The 18,325-nt window shown below is 68.6% G+C and carries 18 protein-coding genes; 9 read left to right on the forward strand and 9 right to left on the reverse strand.

What is annotated here, in order from left to right:
• Nucleotides 1-7 precede the first annotated feature (7 nt).
• A complete protein-coding gene (locus ACFONC_RS15225; protein WP_386745493.1) occupies nt 8-544 on the reverse strand; it encodes a copper resistance protein NlpE in 537 nt (178 codons plus the stop codon).
• 151 nt (nt 545-695) lie between these two features.
• Nucleotides 696-2,225 carry a helicase HerA-like domain-containing protein gene (locus ACFONC_RS15230; RefSeq protein WP_386745494.1) on the reverse strand — a complete coding sequence of 510 codons (1,530 nt, stop codon included), beginning with the start codon at nt 2,223-2,225 and terminating at the stop codon, nt 696-698.
• A 110-nt stretch (nt 2,226-2,335) separates the two neighbouring features.
• Here ACFONC_RS15230 and ACFONC_RS15235 point away from each other — a divergent pair, with 110 nt between their 5' ends.
• The 4 genes from ACFONC_RS15235 to ACFONC_RS15250 all read left to right on the forward strand — a co-directional run bounded on the left by ACFONC_RS15235 (nt 2,336) and on the right by ACFONC_RS15250 (nt 8,629).
• The gene (locus ACFONC_RS15235) at nt 2,336-3,901 is read left to right on the forward strand and encodes a transglycosylase SLT domain-containing protein (RefSeq protein ID WP_386745496.1); all 1,566 of its coding nucleotides are present in this window, start codon (nt 2,336-2,338) and stop codon (nt 3,899-3,901) included.
• Between the two features lie 745 nt (nt 3,902-4,646).
• Nucleotides 4,647-6,560 (forward strand): ATP-binding cassette domain-containing protein, encoded by a 1,914-nt coding sequence (locus ACFONC_RS15240; RefSeq protein WP_386745498.1) that lies wholly within the window; start codon nt 4,647-4,649, stop codon nt 6,558-6,560.
• Between the two features lie 107 nt (nt 6,561-6,667).
• Nucleotides 6,668-7,339, forward strand: a complete 672-nt coding sequence (locus ACFONC_RS15245) for a glutathione S-transferase (RefSeq protein ID WP_386745500.1) — start codon at nt 6,668-6,670, stop codon at nt 7,337-7,339.
• 258 nt (nt 7,340-7,597) lie between these two features.
• Nucleotides 7,598-8,629 carry a diguanylate cyclase gene (locus ACFONC_RS15250; RefSeq protein WP_386745536.1) on the forward strand — a complete coding sequence of 344 codons (1,032 nt, stop codon included), beginning with the start codon at nt 7,598-7,600 and terminating at the stop codon, nt 8,627-8,629.
• An 84-nt stretch (nt 8,630-8,713) separates the two neighbouring features.
• Here the strand turns inward: ACFONC_RS15250 and ACFONC_RS15255 are convergent, their stop codons facing one another.
• Complete coding sequence (locus tag ACFONC_RS15255) at nt 8,714-9,577, reverse strand: endonuclease/exonuclease/phosphatase family protein (RefSeq protein WP_386745502.1); 864 nt, start codon at nt 9,575-9,577, stop codon at nt 8,714-8,716.
• A 44-nt stretch (nt 9,578-9,621) separates the two neighbouring features.
• A complete protein-coding gene (locus ACFONC_RS15260; RefSeq protein WP_386745504.1) occupies nt 9,622-11,406 on the reverse strand; it encodes a M14 family metallopeptidase in 1,785 nt (594 codons plus the stop codon).
• A 172-nt stretch (nt 11,407-11,578) separates the two neighbouring features.
• Here ACFONC_RS15260 and ACFONC_RS15265 point away from each other — a divergent pair, with 172 nt between their 5' ends.
• The 3 genes from ACFONC_RS15265 to ACFONC_RS15275 all read left to right on the forward strand — a co-directional run bounded on the left by ACFONC_RS15265 (nt 11,579) and on the right by ACFONC_RS15275 (nt 14,598).
• Nucleotides 11,579-12,211, forward strand: coding sequence for a glutathione S-transferase family protein (locus tag ACFONC_RS15265; RefSeq protein ID WP_386745505.1), 633 nt, complete (start codon nt 11,579-11,581; stop codon nt 12,209-12,211).
• Between the two features lie 134 nt (nt 12,212-12,345).
• Nucleotides 12,346-13,935: a POT-type proton-dependent oligopeptide transporter gene (locus ACFONC_RS15270; RefSeq protein WP_386745507.1), complete on the forward strand. Its 1,590-nt coding sequence runs from the start codon at nt 12,346-12,348 to the stop codon at nt 13,933-13,935.
• Nucleotides 13,936-13,977: 42 nt separating this feature from the next.
• Nucleotides 13,978-14,598, forward strand: coding sequence for a rhomboid family intramembrane serine protease (locus tag ACFONC_RS15275; RefSeq protein ID WP_386745509.1), 621 nt, complete (start codon nt 13,978-13,980; stop codon nt 14,596-14,598).
• Between the two features lie 21 nt (nt 14,599-14,619).
• Here ACFONC_RS15275 and ACFONC_RS15280 read toward each other — a convergent pair whose 3' ends face one another.
• Complete coding sequence (locus ACFONC_RS15280) at nt 14,620-14,817, reverse strand: hypothetical protein (RefSeq protein WP_386745510.1); 198 nt, start codon at nt 14,815-14,817, stop codon at nt 14,620-14,622.
• Between the two features lie 89 nt (nt 14,818-14,906).
• Nucleotides 14,907-15,572, reverse strand: a complete 666-nt coding sequence (locus ACFONC_RS15285) for a hypothetical protein (RefSeq protein WP_386745512.1) — start codon at nt 15,570-15,572, stop codon at nt 14,907-14,909.
• On the opposite strand from ACFONC_RS15285, the gene ACFONC_RS15290 reads away from it, so the two are divergent.
• Nucleotides 15,562-15,792 carry a hypothetical protein gene (locus ACFONC_RS15290; protein WP_386745513.1) on the forward strand — a complete coding sequence of 77 codons (231 nt, stop codon included), beginning with the start codon at nt 15,562-15,564 and terminating at the stop codon, nt 15,790-15,792. The genes ACFONC_RS15285 and ACFONC_RS15290 overlap by 11 nt on opposite strands.
• 67 nt (nt 15,793-15,859) lie before the next feature.
• Complete coding sequence (locus ACFONC_RS15295) at nt 15,860-16,099, forward strand: GNAT family N-acetyltransferase (RefSeq protein ID WP_386745538.1); 240 nt, start codon at nt 15,860-15,862, stop codon at nt 16,097-16,099.
• A 92-nt stretch (nt 16,100-16,191) separates the two neighbouring features.
• On the opposite strand, the gene ACFONC_RS15300 is transcribed toward ACFONC_RS15295, so the two are convergent.
• The 3 genes from ACFONC_RS15300 to ACFONC_RS15310 are packed head-to-tail and all read right to left on the reverse strand — an operon-like array spanning nt 16,192 to nt 18,229.
• Entirely contained in the window at nt 16,192-17,247 is a 1,056-nt protein-coding gene (locus ACFONC_RS15300) for a peptidoglycan DD-metalloendopeptidase family protein (RefSeq protein ID WP_386745515.1), read from the reverse strand.
• The gene (locus ACFONC_RS15305; RefSeq protein WP_386745517.1) at nt 17,247-17,588 is read right to left on the reverse strand and encodes a transcriptional regulator; all 342 of its coding nucleotides are present in this window, start codon (nt 17,586-17,588) and stop codon (nt 17,247-17,249) included. Before ACFONC_RS15305 ends, ACFONC_RS15300 begins: the two co-directional genes overlap by 1 nt.
• Nucleotides 17,585-18,229: a hypothetical protein gene (locus tag ACFONC_RS15310; protein WP_386745519.1), complete on the reverse strand. Its 645-nt coding sequence runs from the start codon at nt 18,227-18,229 to the stop codon at nt 17,585-17,587. The genes ACFONC_RS15305 and ACFONC_RS15310 overlap by 4 nt, the downstream gene beginning before the upstream one ends.
• Nucleotides 18,230-18,325: the final 96 nt, after the last annotated feature.

Raw genomic sequence — 18,325 nt, forward strand, 5'->3', positions numbered from 1 at the left:
GTCCCGGTCAGTGCGCCGCCGGCGCGCGATGCAGGCTGTAGTCCAGGCCGCTTTCGATCGGATTGCCGTCGATGTCGAGCATCCGCAGTTCGTCGTCGGACACGACTTCGTACAGGCGGTCCTGGTCCTGCTTGCTGTTGGGGTCCAGGCGGATGCGCTTGCCGGCTTCCTCGACCGTCCAGGTGCCGGTGACGTCGTTGGTGGCGCCGTCGCTCTCCCGGTACGCGTCGTGCAGCGAATAGGTGCCGTCGGCGTTGAGCGTGAGCGTGCTGTCGATGCCGGGGCAGTCGGCGCAGGGCAGGGTGCCCTCGAAGCTGCCGGCGAAGGCGCGCACGTCCAGGCCTTCCGGCGCGGGCGCGTTGTCGACTTCGCGCAGCACGTCGGTGGGATGTTCGTCCGCGGCCGGTTCGTTGGCCACGGGCGCGACGGCCGGTGCGGGCGTCGCGGAGTCTTCAGGCGCTGCGGCGTCGGTCGACGGCTTGCAGCCGGCCATGGCGATCGCGGCGGCGAGCACGGTGGTGGTGAACAGAATGCGGTTTGTCATCGGATGCTCCATCGGGGGAATGTCGCGGGGAAAGGAGGCTGTGAAACCTGGATGACCCGGTCGTCCAGAGCTTGCCAAGGAGTTTCTGAATTCGCCGTCACTCCCGCGAAAGCGGGGATGACGAGCAAAAGCACGATTGCCCAGGCTTCATCTAACGCTTGCCGCCGAAAATGCCGCCCAGCAGGCCGCGCAGGATCTTCCGGCCCATCTGGCTGCCCACGGTGCGCGCGGTCTGCTTGGCCATGGTCTCGATCATGCCCTGGCGGCGCTTGGTGCCGAACAGCGCATCCTTCATCACGTCGCCGATGCCGCGATCGCCATCGTCGGCCTGCGCGGTGCGCGACGATTTGTCCGTCGCCTTGGTGTCCGGCTCCACCGCGACGCGGCGCGCGGCCAGCATTTCCGCCGCCGATTCGCGATTGACCGCGGTGTCGTACTTGCCGCCCACCGGACTGCCGGCGCGCACCTGCGCGCGCTCGGCGTCGGTGATCGCACCCATCCGGCAGCGCGGCGCCGCGATCAGCGTCTTCTCCACCGGCATCGGGATGCCCTTGTCCTGCAGCGTGGACACCAGCGCCTCGCCGGTGCCGAGCTTGCCGATCACCTCGGCCACGTCCAGGTCGGGGTTGGAAACGAAGGTCTCGGCAGCCGTCTTCACCGCCTTCTGGTCGCGCGGGGTGAACGCACGCAGCGCGTGCTGCACGCGGTTGCCGAGCTGGCCGAGGATCTCGTCGGGCACGTCGTCCGGGAACTGCGAGCAGAAGTACACGCCCACGCCCTTGGAGCGGATCAGCCGCACCACCTGTTCGACCCGCTGGCGCAGCGCGTCCGGCGCGTCATCGAACAGCAGGTGCGCCTCGTCGAACACGAACACCAGCTTCGGCTTGTCCAGGTCGCCCACTTCCGGCAGCTGTTCGAACAGCTCCGACAGCAGCCACAGCAGGAAGCTCGAATACAGCCGCGGCTTCATGATCAGCTGGTTGGCGGCGAGGATGCCGATAACCCCGCGTCCGTCCGACGTGGTACGCATGATGTCGGACAGCTCCAGCGCCGGCTCGCCGAAGAACAGTTCGCCGCCCTGCGACTCGATGCGCAGGATCGCGCGCTGGATCGCGCCGATCGACTGCGTGCTGATCAGCCCGTACTGCGCCGAGATTTCCTTGCGCGCCTCGGCGGCGTGGTTGAGCAGCGCGCGCAGGTCTTCCAGGTCCAGCAGCAGCCAACCGCTGTCGTCGGCCACGCGGAACACGATTTCCAGCACGCCCGACTGGGTGTCGTTGAGTTCCAGCATCCGCGCCAGCAGGGTCGGGCCGACCTCGCTGACCGTGGTGCGCACCGGGTGGCCGAGCTTGCCGTACAGGTCCCAGAAGATCACCGGGCTGGCTTCGGACGTGTAGCCGTCGATGCCGATCTCGTCGATCCGCGCCTGCAGCTTCTCGTTGAGCGATCCGGCCGCGGCGAGGCCCGCCACGTCGCCCTTCACGTCGGCCATGAACACCGGCACGCCGATGCGTGAAAAACCCTCGGCGATCGTCGTCAGCGTGACCGTCTTGCCGGTGCCGGTGGCGCCGGCCACCAGCCCGTGGCGGTTGCCGAACTTCGGCAGCAGGAAGACCTTGCCCTGGCTGGCCGGCAGCGAAGCGGGCGTGGTGACGGCCTTGCCGACGAGAATGGGGTCCATCGCGTTGCCTCGGCTGGAGATGGACGGATTCTAGCGAACGTGTGAGGTTGCCGCGCTCCGCGCCGCGACGATACCCTGCGCGTTGCTTCTCGCCGAAGACCTTGCACCTCATGCACGCCCTTGTCGTCACTTTGGCCCGCTGGGCCGCCCTTGTTGCCGTGGTTTCCCTGTCCCTGCTGCCATTCGACGCGGCTGCGTTGTCCAGGCGCGACGCTGCCGCCGTGGAGGCGCTCAACCAGCGCATGGCCGCCGCCGAGCAGCGCTACCGCGAGGCGCTGGTGAAGATCGGCAACGCCGAACCGGGCGCCGTGGACGAGAGCAACGCCGCGATCGAGGACATGGAGGACGTGGTCGCCGCCTGTCTGAAGCAGAAGGGCTGCCAGGTCAACGACCAGGTCGCCGTCTTCAAGCGCCTGCTCAAGCTCGGCGCAGACGCCGAGGCGGGCCTGGGCGAGGACTGGGACGACGGCGACCCGCTGGACGCAGACCCGGACCACGTCGGCGAGGCCGACCTGGCCGCCGACGTGCCCGAGGCCGCACGCGCGGCGGCGCTGCTCGATGACAGCCATCGCTTCGACGAGATGGTGCAGTACAACCCCGCCGTGCAGGCCGGCATCCGCCGCTGGCTCACAGACATGCGTCCGTCGCTGATGGACAGCTACGAAAACTACGAATACCTGCGCCAGACCATGTGGCCCTCGTTCGAGCGCGCCGGCCTGCCCGAGGCGCTGCTGTTCGGGATCATGGCCAAGGAGTCCAACGGCAAGGCGCACGCCACCTCGCGCGCCGGCGCCGCGGGGCCGATGCAGTTCATGTACGCCACCGGCAAGCGCTTCGGCCTGGGGCCGGACGGCACCGGCTTCGACACCCGCTACGACCCCCACGCTTCCGCCGAGGCCGCCGCCGCTTACCTCAACGAACGCCTGGGCCAGCTCAACAACAGCATCGAGATGTCCCTGGCTGCCTACAACGGCGGCGAGGGCCGGGCGCGGCGCGTCTACGAGGGCAGCAACGGCCGCGGCTTCTGGAACGCCGACATCTACAACCAGTTCCCCGCCGAGACCCGCGACTACGTGCCGATGGTGATCGCGGCGGCGTGGCTGTTCCTGCACCCGAAGCAGTACGGCCTACATTTCCCGCGCGTGCAGACCAGGCCCGCGCTGCTGGAGCTGGAGAAGCCGGCCTCGATCTACGAACTGACCATCTGCCTGGGCAACGGCCGCACCCGCGACGGGTACATGCGCGCGCTGCGCAACCTCAATCCGCGCTACCAGGCCGACAGCTGGCTGCCCGCTGGCACCACCCTGCGCGCCACCACCCGGATCGCCAGCCTCTACAAGCATTACTGCGTGGGCGGCGCCCGTGCCGAGCTTGCCCAGCAGCTGGTGATGAGCGACCCGGCCGCCGCCATCGTCCATGCCGGCGATGCCGGTCCGGCCACGGGTTCGCCGACCGTGACAGCGATGGTGCCCGGCCCGACGACGATCGCCACCGGCGTCGCCACCCCGGCCCGCAAGCCGCGCGAACACCACGTCGAGCGCGGCGACACCCTGGTCTCGATCTCGCGCCGCTATTCGTGCGACACCAAGGTCCTGGCCAAGGCCAACAACCTCAAGGCCCCACGCTACGCCATCAGGCAGGGGCAGCGCCTGAAGCTCGAAGGCTGCACGAAGTAAGAGCGCACCAGGGCGCGACCCGCGACATCGCGCAAAAGGAGGTCGTGGGTCGGGCTACGCCCCTTACGCGCCGCGCGTCCCGCGCCGGGTTCCCTGCGGCAATCCGGTCGTGATCGCACGTCACGCTGCAAACTGAGGGTTCCGGCGCGGCCGGCAGGGCTTCGGGACGAATGTCCTCCGGCATCCGCCTGGCGGCGAATGCCTCTCCCTTTATTTCGTCCCGAAGGCCTGCCGGCCGCACCGGCCTGATCGCAGGCTTGCCGGGAATGCCGGCACCCTGTTTTTCGCTGCGCAAGGCGGAACGCCGGGTGCGAATGCCCTTGGGGCAAAATCAAGGAGGAGGCGCCGGCCGCAGGCTGGCGCCGGGGGACATTTGCCCCAAGGGCATTCGTATCCGGCGCCCACCAACTTTCGGACGAACCGAAAAAAGCTCTTGATCTTGGCGCCGATAAAAACCGGGATGCCGCTGTTTCCGAAGCCCGCGCACGCAACCGCGTGCTTGGCCGCCGCACTCTGGACAGGAGAAGGACCAAAAAAAAGCCGGCTCAATGGCCGGCTTTCTTTTCCTTCTTCGCAGCGCGCTTTTCCTTCAGCGTCTTCTCCGGTTTCTTCTTCTCTTCCTTCTTCTTGTCCAGGCCCTTGGCCATGGCGGTCTCCGCTGGTTGGTGGTTGACGCCGCGCAAATGTACGCCGCCGCGGAGCGGCCGCATAGTGCCTGGCGGCGGCACCCCCTTACACTATGCGCATGCCCCTGATTTCCCTGAACGCCGTCGACTACAGCGTCGGCGGCCCATTGCTGCTCGAACGCGTCGACCTGGCCATCGAGGCCGGCGAACGCATCGCCCTGATCGGCCGCAACGGCGCCGGCAAGTCCACCCTGCTGCGCCTGCTGGATGGCGAACTCAAGCCCGACGACGGCGAGGTCCGTCGCGAGGGCGGAGTGCGCGTGGCGCGGCTGGAGCAGGAGGTCCCCGCCGGCGCCGAGGGCAGTGTGTTCGACGTGGTGGCCGAAGGGCTGGGCAGCGTCGGCGCGGACCTGGCCGAGTACCACCATCTGGCGCATGCCGCCGAGGTCGACATGGCCGCGCTGGCGGCGGTGCAGGGCCGGATCGAGGCCGCCGACGGCTGGAGCCTGGACCAGCGCGTGGTCGATACCCTGGCCCGGCTCGAACTCGACGGCGACGCCGCCTTCGCCCGCCTGTCCGGCGGCATGAAGCGGCGCGTGCTGCTGGCCCGCGCGCTGGTGTCGGCGCCGGACGTGCTGCTGCTCGACGAGCCCACCAACCACCTCGACATCGCCGCGATCGACTGGCTGGAAGGCTTCCTCAAGGGCTGGAGCGGCGCGCTGGTGTTCATCACCCATGACCGCCGCTTCCTGCGCGCGCTGGCCACGCGCATCGTCGAGATCGATCGCGGTCAGGTCAGCAGCTGGCCCGGCGACTGGGACAACTACCTGCGCCGCAAGGAAGAACGCCTCAACGCCGAGGCGCAGGAGAACGCCCGCTTCGACAAGCTGCTGGCGCAGGAAGAGATCTGGATCCGCCAGGGCATCAAGGCCCGCCGCACCCGCGACGAAGGCCGCGTGCGCCGGCTCAAGGCGATGCGCGTCGAGCGCGCGCAGCGGCGCGAGCAGGTCGGCAACGTGCGCATGGACACCGCGCAGGCCGGCGCCTCGGGAAAGAAGGTCATCCAGGCGAAGGACGTGTCGTTCTCGTTCGGCGATCGCGCGCTGGTGCGCGACTTTTCCACCACCATCCTGCGCGGCGACCGCATCGGCCTGGTCGGCGCGAACGGCAGTGGCAAGACGACGCTGCTCAAGCTGCTGCTGGGCGACCTGCAGCCGCAGGCCGGCGAGATCCGCATCGGCACCCAGCTGCAGGTCGCCTATTTCGACCAGTACCGCGCCATGCTGCGCGAGGACTGGAACGCGCTGGAAAACGTCGCCGAAGGCCTGGAGTTCGTCGAGGTCGGCGGCAAGCGCAAGCACGTGATCGGCTACCTGCAGGACTTCCTGTTCACGCCCGAGCGCGCGCGCGCGCCGATCACGCGGCTGTCGGGCGGCGAGCGCAACCGGCTACTGCTGGCCAAGCTGTTCGCGCAGCCGTCCAACCTGCTGGTGATGGACGAACCGACCAACGACCTCGACGTCGAGACGTTGGAACTGCTGGAAGAACTGCTCGCCGACTATGCGGGCACCCTGCTGCTGGTCAGCCATGACCGCGACTTCCTCGACAACGTCGTGACCTCGACCCTGGTGATGCAGGACGGCGGGGAAGGGCGCATCGGCGAGTACGTGGGCGGTTACAGCGATTGGCTTCGTCAGAGGCCGCAGCACGCCACGCAGGGCCAGCCGCCACGAGGGCAGGCCGCGGCGACGGGCAACGAATCCGCGCCGAAGCAGGTCGCCGATCCCGAGGTCGCCAAGCCCGCGAAGGCCAAGCGCAAGCTCGGCTTCAAGGAGGCGCGTGAACTCGAGCAGCTCCCCGCGCGCATCGAAGCGCTGGAGGCGCGGATCGCCGAGTTGACCGCGGCAATGAACGACCCCGCGTTCTACCAGCGCGACGGCGCGGCGATCACGGCGCATAACGCGGCCGTCGCCGAGGCGCAAACCGAACTTGACGAAGCCTATGCGCGCTGGGAAGCGCTCGAAGGTTCGTAGGAGCGCCCCATGGGCGCGATCCCGGCGCGGGTAAGGCAATCGCGCCCATGGGGCGCTCCCGCGGGGAACCCGCACCCGGCACCACGGCCAGACGACAGGCGACTCCCATGATCACCGTCCACCACCTCGAAAATTCCCGCTCCCAGCGCGTGCTGTGGCTGCTGGAGGAACTCGGCCTCGACTACGAAGTTGTGAAGTACAAGCGCGATCCGGAGACCCTGCTCGCACCGCCGGAGCTGCGCGCGATCCATCCACTCGGCAAGTCGCCGGTGGTGGTCGACGGCGACGACGTGCTGGCCGAATCCGGCGCGATCATCGAAGCCCTGGTCGAACGCCACGATGCCGCGCACGTGCTGGCGCCGCCACCCGGCAGCCGCGAGCGCCTGCGCTGGCGGTACTGGCTGCACTACGCCGAGGGCTCTGCGATGCCGCCGCTGCTCCTCTCGCTGGTGTTCTCGCGCGTCGCCGAGTCGCCGATGCCGTTCTTCGCCCGACCGGTCGCGCGCGGCATTGCCGGCAAGGCGCTGGCCGGCTTTGTCCGCCCACAGCTCAAGCTGCACGCCGGCTACCTGGAAGGCGAGCTGGCGAACGCGGACTGGTTCTGCGGCGCGGGCTTCAGCGCGGCCGACATCCAGATGAGCTTCCCTGTCGAGGCGCTGGAAGCGCGGCTGGGGTTCGACGCGCATCCGCGCCTGCGCGACTGGCTGCAGCGCATCCACGCCCGCCCGGCGTGGGTACGGGCGATGGACCGCGGCGGGCCGTATGCGCTGGTCAGCTGAGGTGTCGGCCGTGGTGCTTCACGCAGGCTGGGGTGCTGGCCGAGTACAAGACCGGCAATTGGGAGCGCGCCGGATGCTGAACAAGCCTCCCCGGCGCAGGCGCAGCGTGACGTAGCGCAGATTTGCGCGATGGGACGGCCGGTATCCTGACAGATCAGTGACGGCCGGCCGATCAGGGGGCGACGACCGCGGATGGGTTTCCTCGAATCCCAGCTATCCGAATCCCGGGACCGGGAATTCATCGACCGTATGCACCGCATGCGCATGCTCGGGCTCGCTCTCGGCATGCTGCCGATCGCATCGGTGCTGTACGCGAACGATGCGTCTGCCTGGGCCTGGGGCCTGCTGCTGTTCAACGGGCTCGCGTGGCCGCACGTGGCGTGGTGGCTGGCGCGACGCAGCCGTGACCCGCGCGGTACCGAGTTTCGCAACCTGGTCCTGGACTCCGCGGCTGGCGGTGCCTGGGTCGCGGTGATGCAGTTCAACCTGCTGCCGAGCGCATTGCTGCTGACGATGCTGACCGTCGACAAGATCGGCGTCGCCGGATGGCGTTTCCTCGCGCGTACCGGCCCTGCGCAGGTAGCCGCCTGCCTGGTGGTGTGGGCGCTTTCGGGTTTTCCCCCCGTACGCCTGGAGAGCAGCATGGCGAACATCGTCGCCTCGCTGCCTTTCATGTTCATCTACCCGCTGGCGCTGAGCATGGTGACCCATGCGCTCGGCCAGCGCGTCTGGCGGCAGAACCGGCAGCTCGAGCGCCTGAACCGGATCGACGTGCTGACCGGCCTGCCCAATCGCCGGCACTGGGACGAGGTCGCCGACAGCGAGCTTGCGCGTTACCTGCGCTCGCGCCGGCCAGCGGTGGTGATGCTGATCGACGTCGACAACTTCAAGGAAGTCAACGACGCCCACGGCCACGGCACCGGCGACGAAGTGCTGCGTTGCGTGGCCCGGGTGCTGCGCTCGTCGGTGCGCGAGATCGACACCCCGGCGCGCTACGGCGGCGACGAGTTTGCCGTCCTGCTGGCCGAAGCCGACGTCCGCGGCGCACGCACGGTGGCCGAACGCATCCGCACGCGCTTCCTGGAAGAGCGTGGCGAAGCGGCCGCCGCCGAGCACTGCACGCTGAGCATCGGCCTGGCCGAGGCGGACCGCCTGCTGGTCGACGCCGACGACTGGGTGCGGCGCGCGGACGCGGCCATGTACCGCGCCAAGGCCGGTGGCCGCGACCGCATCGACGTGGCCGACTCCCCGTGGATCGCGGCCGCGCCCCAGGAATCACGGGCGCCGTAGGTCGGGGCTACGCCCCCGACGCCCTGCGAATCAAATGCGCCTCCCACGGCCGAGATCAAAAGCCGTCGGGGGCATAGCCCCGACCTACGGCCGCGCGAAGCGGAACCTCGCCATCACGCCATAGTGGTCCGAGGCAAGGACGCCTTCCGTATCGGGCCGGTCGAGGATCACCGCCGCCTCCAGCGGCACGAACGCGCCGCGCTGCAGCAGGACCTGGTCGATGTGGCGCGGCGGGTACTGCGCAAGGTCGAGCGTGGCGTGGGCGCGGTCGTCCGGTGTGATGCCCGGGTGCATCGCCGTGTAGGCGTCGAGGAAGGGGCCGAGCAGCGGCTGCAGTTCCGGCGCGTCCATCGAGGCGTTGAGGTCGCCGGCCAGGACAGAAGGCAGGCCGTCGTCGGTGGCGGCGATGTAGCGCAGCGCGTCGGCGACCTGCTCCGCGCGGATCGCGCCGCCGCCTTCGGTCCAGTGCAGGTGGGTGTCGTAGACGTTGATCTCGCGACCGCCCACGGCGAGCCGCACGTGGACGATGTTGCGGAAGTCGTCGAGCGGCTCGAGCGCCTTCCAGTCGTGGGCGAGGATCGGATGGCGGCTGAGGATGGCGTTGCCGAAGCGCTTGGGCTTGTCGGCCGCGTCGACCGATGCGAACACGTACTCGTAACCCAGCGCCCCGGCCAGCGTCCGCGCCTGGTTGGGCAGGCCCTCGTGCTGGAAGACTTCTTGCAGCACGACGACGTCCGGCTGCAGATCGCGCAGCTTTTCGACGATCACGCGCTGGCGCGCGGGCCAGTCGCCCTTGTCGTGCCAGAGGTTGAGGGTGACCAGGGTGATCGCCGGCGAAGCTTCGTCCGCGCGCGTGGCGGGATCAGGCAGGGATGCGCAGGCGGCCAGCACGAAAGCCGATGCCAGTGCCAGCAGGCGCATGAGGGAAGGGAAGGCGGTGGCGTGCATGCGGACTCCGGTTGTCGCGCGACCTCGGGACGAGCGATTGTTGCTCAGCGCCCGTCGGGAACCGTGGCCGTGTGCAGCACCGGGTACAGGTTGTAGCGCTCGTCCCACGACGGATGCAGGCGGTAGAAGAAGTCCAGCCGCGCGCGCGGGCTTGCCGCGAACTCCGGGTCATCGCGCAGCTTTTGCTCGAAGCGCGCCTTCAACGCCGCGTCCTTCGCCAACATCTCGCGGGCGACTTCCTCGGCCACGTACGGCTCCATGTACTCCTTGCGCTCGAAGGCGTTGTTGAACTCGCCCCAGGCCGCGAGCGCGTCGGGCGCCTGCGGTTCAAGGATCGCCATCACCAGCCGTGCCTTCGGCTGCGCGATCGGGACGAACAGCGCGCCGGCGGCGACGTCGCGCGTCTCCGGCTTCCAGTCGCCCGCCAGAGCCAGGCGCTGGTGGCCTTCGACCGAGCCTGCATCGAGCGTGGCCTCGTCGGCACGGAACGCCTCGACCTTCGCAGCGGGCAGGGCGGCATCCAATTCGCGGAACTTGACCCCGTGCTGCGTCAGCTTCTCCCCGACCCACGCCGCGTGCGCGGCGGGCACCAGGTAGCCGCCCTCCGGCGCGACGATGCTCAGGTCCGGGACGATCTCGTCGCGCAGTGGCAGCTTCCACAACTGCGGCGTTGTTTCGTCGTAGCGCGTCATCAGCGCCCCGGACACCTCCGACGGCGTGCGCGTGTAGGCGTAGCCGAGGAAGTCGACGGTGCGCACCTTGTCGGTCGCCTTCCACGAAAGCGGTACCGGTTTGCCGCCGAGCCGCGCCGCACGCTCGTCGGCGGCGTGCGCATCGTCCAGCCAGTCGCGGCCGTGCGCGGCCACCTGCTCGAGCAGCGAGACGACGGTGTCGCGGGTGATCTTCACCCGCACCGGGTACTCCTTCCACGAATGTGTCTCGACCAGCAGGCCGAAGCGGTTGCGCAGCTGGAAATAGCCGTGCGAGAAGCGCGGCGTGGCGACGCCGTCGACGAAGCCGGAGGCCGGATTGTCTTCCTCCACGAACGAGGGGTAGAACGTCAGCGGATGCGCCCCCTGCGCCGCGACCGCATCCACCAGCGCCGTGCGCATCGCCAGGCCGTCCTTGCGCAGCTGCGCGTCGCCGGCGTGCACGGGCTCGACCTGGTACGACACGTCCTGGCGGAACTTGGCGCCGTCGGTGACGTGCAGGTCGACGTAGAGGATCGGGTCCCAGGCGTTGACCAGCGCCAGCATCGCCTGCATCTCCGGTGCATCGGCCTTCACGTAGTCGCGGTTGAGGTTGTAGTTCTGCGCGGTGGTGCGCCAGCCCATTTCCTCGGGACCACGCTGGTTGGGGCGGTTCCAGCGTCCGAATCGTTCGTGGCCGTCGACGTTGAACACCGGCACGAACAGCAGCACCTGGCGGTCGAGCGCGCCGGGCGCGGCCTCGCCCTCGAGCGCCTGGCGCAGGGCGAGGAAACCGGCGTCCTTGCCGTCGCTTTCGCCGGCGTGGATGCCGCCCTGCACCAGCAGCACGGGAAGGTCCTGCGCGCGTGCCTGTTCCGGCGTGAACGCGCCGGTATGCGTGGCCACCAGCGCCTTCATCGGCCGGCCCTCGGGCGTGGTGCCGAAGTCGATGCAGCGCACGGCGTCCGGGTAGCGTTCGGCGAACGCGCCGCACAGCTCGACCACTTCGGCGTAGCGGCCGGTCTGCACGAAGCCCGAGCGCTCGGCCACGGTGGTCAGCGGCTGCTCCTGCGCCGCGGCCGGCGGTACCGGCAGGGCGAGGGCGAGGAGCAGGGCGGCGAAGGTCAGCGGCTGGCGCATGTCGATCCCGGGAATCGTGTGGAGGGTGGATGATGCCGCAACGGGCGCGGACGGGCAGGGCGCGGGTTGGCATTTCGATCCATGCCGGTATTTCCGGGGTGATTGCGCGGCTTTGCCGAGCGAGGCACCGGGCACCCATAATGCGGCGGTCGCTTCCCCCGGAGCACGGCACATGCATACGCTCTACTATTCGCCGGGCGCCGCCAGCATGGCGGTGCACTGGCTGTTGATCGAGCTTGCCATCCCGCACGAACTGTCGCTGGTCGACTTCGAATCGCGGGCACAGAAGTCTCCCGCCTACCTCGAACTCAATCCCCACGGCGTGGTGCCGACGCTGGTGATCGACGGCCGGCCGCACGCCGAAGCGGCGGCGCTGCTGGTGCACCTGGCCGACACGCATCCCGAAGCGCGGCTGTCGCCGCCTGTCGACGCGCCGCGGCGCCTGGATTTCCTGCAATGGACCTTCCACCTGGCCAACGTGCTGCAGCCGTTGTTCCGCATGTGGTGGTACCCGCATGAACCGGCCGGCGAAGGCCGCGAGGAGGCGGTGCACGCCGCAACGCGCGTGCGCATCGAATCCGCATGGGCACGGATCGACGCCCACCTCGCGCAGCACGGCCCGTACCTGCTGGGCGACTGGCCTTGCGCGGCGGACTTCTACCTGACGATGCTGATGCGCTGGTCGCGGCACATGCCGCGCCCGGCGACCGCGTGGCCGCACCTGGACGCGCTGGCCGGGCGGATGCGTGCCTTGCCCTCGTTCCGCGAGCTGTACGCACGCGAGGGACTCGCCGAATGGATCTGACCGGACCCGGCTGAGCGGATCGATCGCGCCGGAATCGGCCCCGCCGCGCGCATCCGGGCCGATATCCGCCCAAGCCGCGGGAATCGGCGCGCCATCGGTTAGGCTTGGCGCCTGGACCAGACCAAGATTCCCGGATGACCACACCCGCCGCGGCCGCAGGCCACCCCGCGAAGCTGCCCCGGCAGATCCCCTACATCATCGGCAACGAAGGCTGCGAGCGCTTCAGCTTCTACGGCATGCGCAACATCCTGGTGCCGTTCCTGGTCAGCAGCATCCTGCTTGCGTACCTGCCCGAGTCGATGCGCGAGGGCGCGGCCAAGGACATCTTCCACATCTTCGTCATCGGGGTGTACTTCTTCCCGCTGCTGGGCGGCTGGATCTCCGACCGCTTCTTCGGCAAGTACAACACCGTGTTCTGGCTGTCGCTGGTGTACGTCGCCGGCCACGCCTGCCTGGCGTTGTTCGAGGGCAACCGCACCGGCTTCTTCACCGGCCTGTTCCTGATCGCACTGGGCTCGGGCGGCATCAAACCGTTGGTGTCGGCGTTCGTCGGCGACCAGTTCGACCGCAGCAACAAGCACCTGGCCAAGGTCGTCTACGACGCCTTCTACTGGATCATCAATTTCGGCTCGTTCTTCGCCTCGTTGCTGATGCCGATCTTCCTGCGCGAGTACGGCCCCAGCGTCGCGTTCGGCATCCCGGGGCTGCTGATGGCGGTGGCGACGGTGGTCTTCTGGGCCGGCCGCAACAAGTACGTGCACGTGCCGCCGACGACCTCGAACCCGCACTCGTTCCTGCGCGTGGTGCGTACCGCGCTGTCCGCGCCCGGGAGCGGGCGCATGGGACTGGTCGTCGCCGGCCTCGGCGCGGTGCTGGCGCTGGTGGCGCTGGCCTCGCTGCCGGGGGTGATCGGCGGCGCCGAGTCGGCGTCGGCGGCGGCCGCCAACGGCGTGATCGTGGTGCTGGTCGCGCTGGGGCTCGTGATCGCCTTTGGTGGCGTCGGTGCGTCGATGCAGCTCGATCGCGCCCGCGGCGTGCACCCCGACGAGGCGGTCGACGGCGCGCGTGCGGTGCTGCGGATCCTGATCGTGTTCGCCCTGGTCACCCCGTTCTGGTCGCTGTTCGACCAGAAGGCCTCGACCTGGGTGTTGCAGGGCGAGGACATGGCCAAGCCGGACTGGTTCTCCGCCGCGCAGATGCAGGCGCTGAATCCGGTGCTGGTGATGCTGCTGATCCCGTTCAACAACCTGGTGCTGTACCCGCTGCTGCGGCGCGCGGGCGTGGAAGTCACCGCGCTGCGGCGGATGGGTGCGGGCATCGCGTTCTCCGGTACCGCCTGGATCGCGGCCGGCATGCTGCAGCTGTGGATGGACGGCGGCGACGCGGTGTCGATCACCTGGCAGGTGTTGCCGTATGCGCTGCTGACGATGGGCGAGGTGCTGGTGTCTGCCACCGGCCTGGAGTTCGCCTACAGCCAGGCGCCGCGGTCGATGAAGGGCGTGATCATGAGCTTCTGGCTGCTGTCGGTGTCCTACGGCAACCTGTGGGTGCTGCTGACCAACGCCGCGGTGCGCAACGAGGCGGTCACCGCGCGCATCGCCGAGACCGGGATGAGCGAGACGGCGTTCCTGATGTTCTTCTTCGCAATCTTCGCCTTCATCGCAGCGGCGGTGTTCGCCTGGTACGCCAGGCGCTACCCGCTGCAGGACCACTACCGGAGCTAGCCGGAGCTACGGTCAAACCCGCATGAGGAAGCATATTTTCCGATGAACCTGTCCATCACTCTCGTCATCGTCATCGCCACTGGCATCGTCTCGTGGCTGGCGTTCAACAACCGGCAGCTGCTCGACCGCCTGATCCTGTGGCCGCCAGCGATCGACCGCCACAAGCAGTACGACCGCCTGGTCACGCACGGCTTCATCCATGCCGACCTCGGCCACCTGCTGTTCAACATGATCACGCTGTTCTTCTTCGGCAGGCCGGTGGAGCAGGCCTTCACGGGGCGGATCGGCGCGATCGGCTTCGTGCTGTTCTACCTGTCGGCGATCGTGGTCGCGATCCTGCCGACCTACCTCAAGCATCGCCATGACGCGCAGTACCGCAGCCTCGGCGCGTCGGGCGCGGTGTCGGCAGTGCTGTTCGCCTTCATCCTGATGGCGCCGTGGACCGGGATCTACATCTTCTTCATCCCGATCCCGATCCCCGCCATCCTCTACGCAGTGATCTACGTGGGCTACAGCATCTGGATGGACCGGCGCGGCACCGACAACGTCAACCACAGCGCCCACCTGTGGGGCGCGGGTTACGGCGTGCTGTTCGCGCTGGTCATGGAGCCGGCGCTGTTGCCGCACTTCCTGTCGGCGCTGGCCAACCCGTCGTTCGGCTAGTGCGGCGCGACGGCCGGCTGGTCAGGCCGCGGCCGTCTGGACCTGGACTGCACCGGGCCGCGGTGCGGCGGCGCCGTCGCTGCCGTAGGCCTGCTCCAGGCGTCCGTAGATCATCGAGTCGAGCTGGCTGTATTCGCAGTTGTCGGTCTCGCCGTTGCGGGTGAGATCGAACAGGCGGGTCATGGCCTCGTGCTCGGCGTTCTCGTCTTGTTCGTACATGTCGGCTCCTCCTCTCCGCATGAGGGGAAGCAGCAAGCGTGCCAACGCACCGATGCGGTCCAGCGGCCGCCGGCGGGTGACGCAATGTGTCAGCAAATCGCGTGCTTCGGCCGCTGAATGACAACCAAAGGCCGGCGTGGATGCTCACCCGGAGTGAATGGCGCCGATGCTATCCCTGCCGCATCCCCCAGCGAACGTGGAGTCGAGATGGCGACCAGGCGGACCGTGAAGCGGACAGCGGCGAAGACCGGGAAGACGGCGAAGAAGACCACTGCGAAGAAGACGGCGAAGAAGACGGCGAAGAAGGCAGCAGTGAAGAAGACCGTAGTGAAGAAGGCCGCGGCGAAGAAGGCCGCAGCCAGGGCGGTCGCGGTGAAGAAGAAGCCGACAGCGAAGAAATCCGCCGCCCGCAAGGCAACAGGCAAGGCTTCGACGCGGAAGGCCGCCCCGAAGAAGGCTGCGCGGAAGGTTGCGAAGAAGACAGCCGGCAAAGCCGTGAAGAAGGTCGTCAAGAAAGCCGCGAAGAAGGCCGCCAGGAAGACCGCGGCGAAGAAAACCGTGCGGAGAGCCGCGGCCAGGAAACCGGCGGCAAAGAAGGTGGTTGCAAAGAAGACAACCACGAAGAAGGCAGCCGCGAAGAAATCGACCGCGAAGAAGCCGACTGCCAAGCGCAGTTCCACGGCCAGGACCACGGCCCGCAGGAAGCGCGCCGCCAGGTCGGGTGCGATCACCCCCGAACAGGCGTTGGAGAACACCCGCAAGCTGCTCGAAGCCAAGCACGAACACGACCGGCAGCTGCAACCGTGGCAGCAGCTCGACGGCGGCCACGACGTGAATGCCCACGGCGGCTACCAGTCCGGTGAGGCCGCGGCCAAGGCGGCCGAACTGCACGCTGCCGAGAGCCGGCTGCAGGCCACCCAGGGCAGCATCGGCACCGAGGGCCGTCACGACCAGGGCAAGCGCGATAATCGCTGAAACGCAGACGGGAGAACAACGAGTGGATGGCAGCGAGATCCGCCACGACCGCGACCACGGACGCTTCATGGTCAGCGAGAACGGCCATGATGCCTTCGTCGAGTACGAGCGCGAGGGCAGCACCCTCGCCATCAACCACACCGAAGTGCCGCCGGAGATCGGCGGCCGTGGCATCGCCGGCAAGCTGGTGGAGGCGGTGTTGCGGTACGCTCGCGACGAAGGCCTGAAGGTGCTGCCGCGGTGTTCGTACGCAGATGCCTACATGCGCAGGCATGGCGAGTACGAGGAGCTGCGGGCGCCGGGTTGATGCGGCGTGTGGTCTGTGGTGCGTGGCGTGCCGATGGGTTTCGCTACGCTCTACCCATCAACGATCTCAATTCTCTGCCGCCGACCCGCCATCTACTTCGATGCGCCGTCGTCCATGGGCGCGATCGTTTGCCCCTTCACCGGCTCGCCGCGCTCGACCGCCTCGCCATCGGCGGTGTAGTGCTCGAAGAACGCCGGCAGGCCGTCGCCCTCGCCGAACACCGGCGCGTCCTGCAGGTGGAAGTGCAGGTGCGGCTCGCTGGTGTTGCCGCTGTTGCCGCAGCGGCCGATCTCGTCGCCCGGAGCGACTTCCTGCCCGGCTTCCACCGCCACGCTGCCCTGGCGCAGATGCGCGAACAGCGCGTACTCGCCGTTGCCCAGGTCGAGCATCACGTGGTTGCCGGCGATGGCCTCGGTGTTGCGGGTGCCGATTGCCTGGTCGGGCAGACCGTCGACGGCTTCGAGCACGGTGCCGTCGGCGGGTGCGAGGATCTTCTCGTTCCAGCAGTAGTAGTCCTCCAGCGCCTTTCCGTCGCCCCGATGGCTGCTGCCGTCGACGTGCTTGACCAGGTCGTAGGCGAAGCGCTGGCCCGGCGAGGCGGCGTGGTAGTTCTGTTCGATGTCGTGGCCGCCCCAGAACACGTACCACTGGCCGTCGAAAGGCAGCCGCATGTGCGCCTTCGTCTGGTAATCCAGATGCGGCGACGGTGCGGCCTGCGGCTTGGGCTGTACGCTGAATCCGGCAACCTTGCCGGCATCGTCCAGCGCCCAGTGCATCAGGATCGGCGCCGGCAGCTTGCTCCAGCGCGAGGTGCGGACGTAGGCATGCACGCCCTGGTCGGTGCCGACCGACTCGTCGAGCACCGCCTGTTCCTCGCCAAGCTGCTGGCCCACCTGCGCGCGGAACTGCGCCAGTGCGGCGGCGCTGCCCAGCGCTTGCTGCATCTGCGGCGACATGCGCGCCCACACGGCGTCGGTGTCGCCCTGCAGGAACAGCTGCGACAGCTCGCGCCCGGCCTGCATCGCGGGAGCGTCCTGCGGCGTCGCGTCGGCGGTGGGCACGGCGGTCGTGGAGGCCTGGGAATGGCCGGGCATCGACACGGCGAGCAGCAGCGCGGCGAGACCGGCGGACAGGATCTGCGTGGACATCAGGGTGTCTCCTCGTTCGAAGTGGGAGTGGAATTGATCAGGGCGGCGATCTGCCGGCGGTAGCGCTCCAGCGCATCGCGGCCCTGGCCGGTAATGGACACGCGCGTCAGCGGCCGCTTGCCGCGGAAGCTCTTGTCGATCGACACCAGCCCGGCGGTCTCGAGCTTGGACAGGTGGCTCGACAGGTTGCCCTTGCTGAGCCGGCACACGGTTTCGAGGAAGCCGAATTCGACCAGCTCCGCGCCGCCGAGCACGGTGAGGATCGCCAGCCGCGCCGGCTCGTGGACCAGCCGGTCGACGGCGAGGACTGCATCGATCGCATCCTGCGTTTCGTGCTTCATGCGCCGGCGGCCTCGCCGCGTGTGGCATTGCGCAGGCCGAGTTCGTCGCGCAGTCGCAGGTAGTCGCGGTGCTCGCGCCAGCCGGTTGGGATCGCGATGGCGGCGTAGAGTCCGGCGATCAGGATCCAGTACCAGGGATAGTTGAGGCCGACGATCACGACCGCGGCCTGGCAGACCAGCAGCACGCCGACCAGGAAGTCGCCGGTCGACCAGAACCAGCGCGCTGCGACCAACGGCATCGCCGCCACGATCGCGACGTAGGCGATGCCCGGCCACTGCCAGGTGCGTGCGCCCGCGGACCAGGCGACGCCGCCGATGATCAGCAGCGCCATCGCGGCCAGGTAGGCCACCATCCAGAAGTGCCCGCGCCGCTGCCTGTCGGACAGCCGCTCGCGCACTGCGCCCGCGCGCTGGTAGTAGAAGGCGCGAAGCAGTTCCTTCGATGCCAGCCACAGCAGCGGCGCGGCGACCAGCGCGTAGCGCCAGGCCGGGGTCAGCTCGACCGTGGCGCCGATGATGAACGTGGCCAGGCACAGCACGCCGCCGATCACCAGGCTCAGGCCCCCGGCGCTGCGGGAGTAGCGGGCGTAGCGGCTGGTGTTCTCGGCCAGGCGGGACAGGTGGGTTGTTTCGGTTTGCATTTCGGCTACTCGGCGTTGTTCGCAAATAAGTTGGGGCTGACCTAGATACCGGATCGATCTAGGATGGCAAATGGCGCTAAGTCGTTGTCGCATCAG

Source organism: Luteimonas soli, from assembly GCF_042648865.1.
GTDB classification, from domain to species: Bacteria; Pseudomonadota; Gammaproteobacteria; order Xanthomonadales; family Xanthomonadaceae; genus Luteimonas; species Luteimonas soli.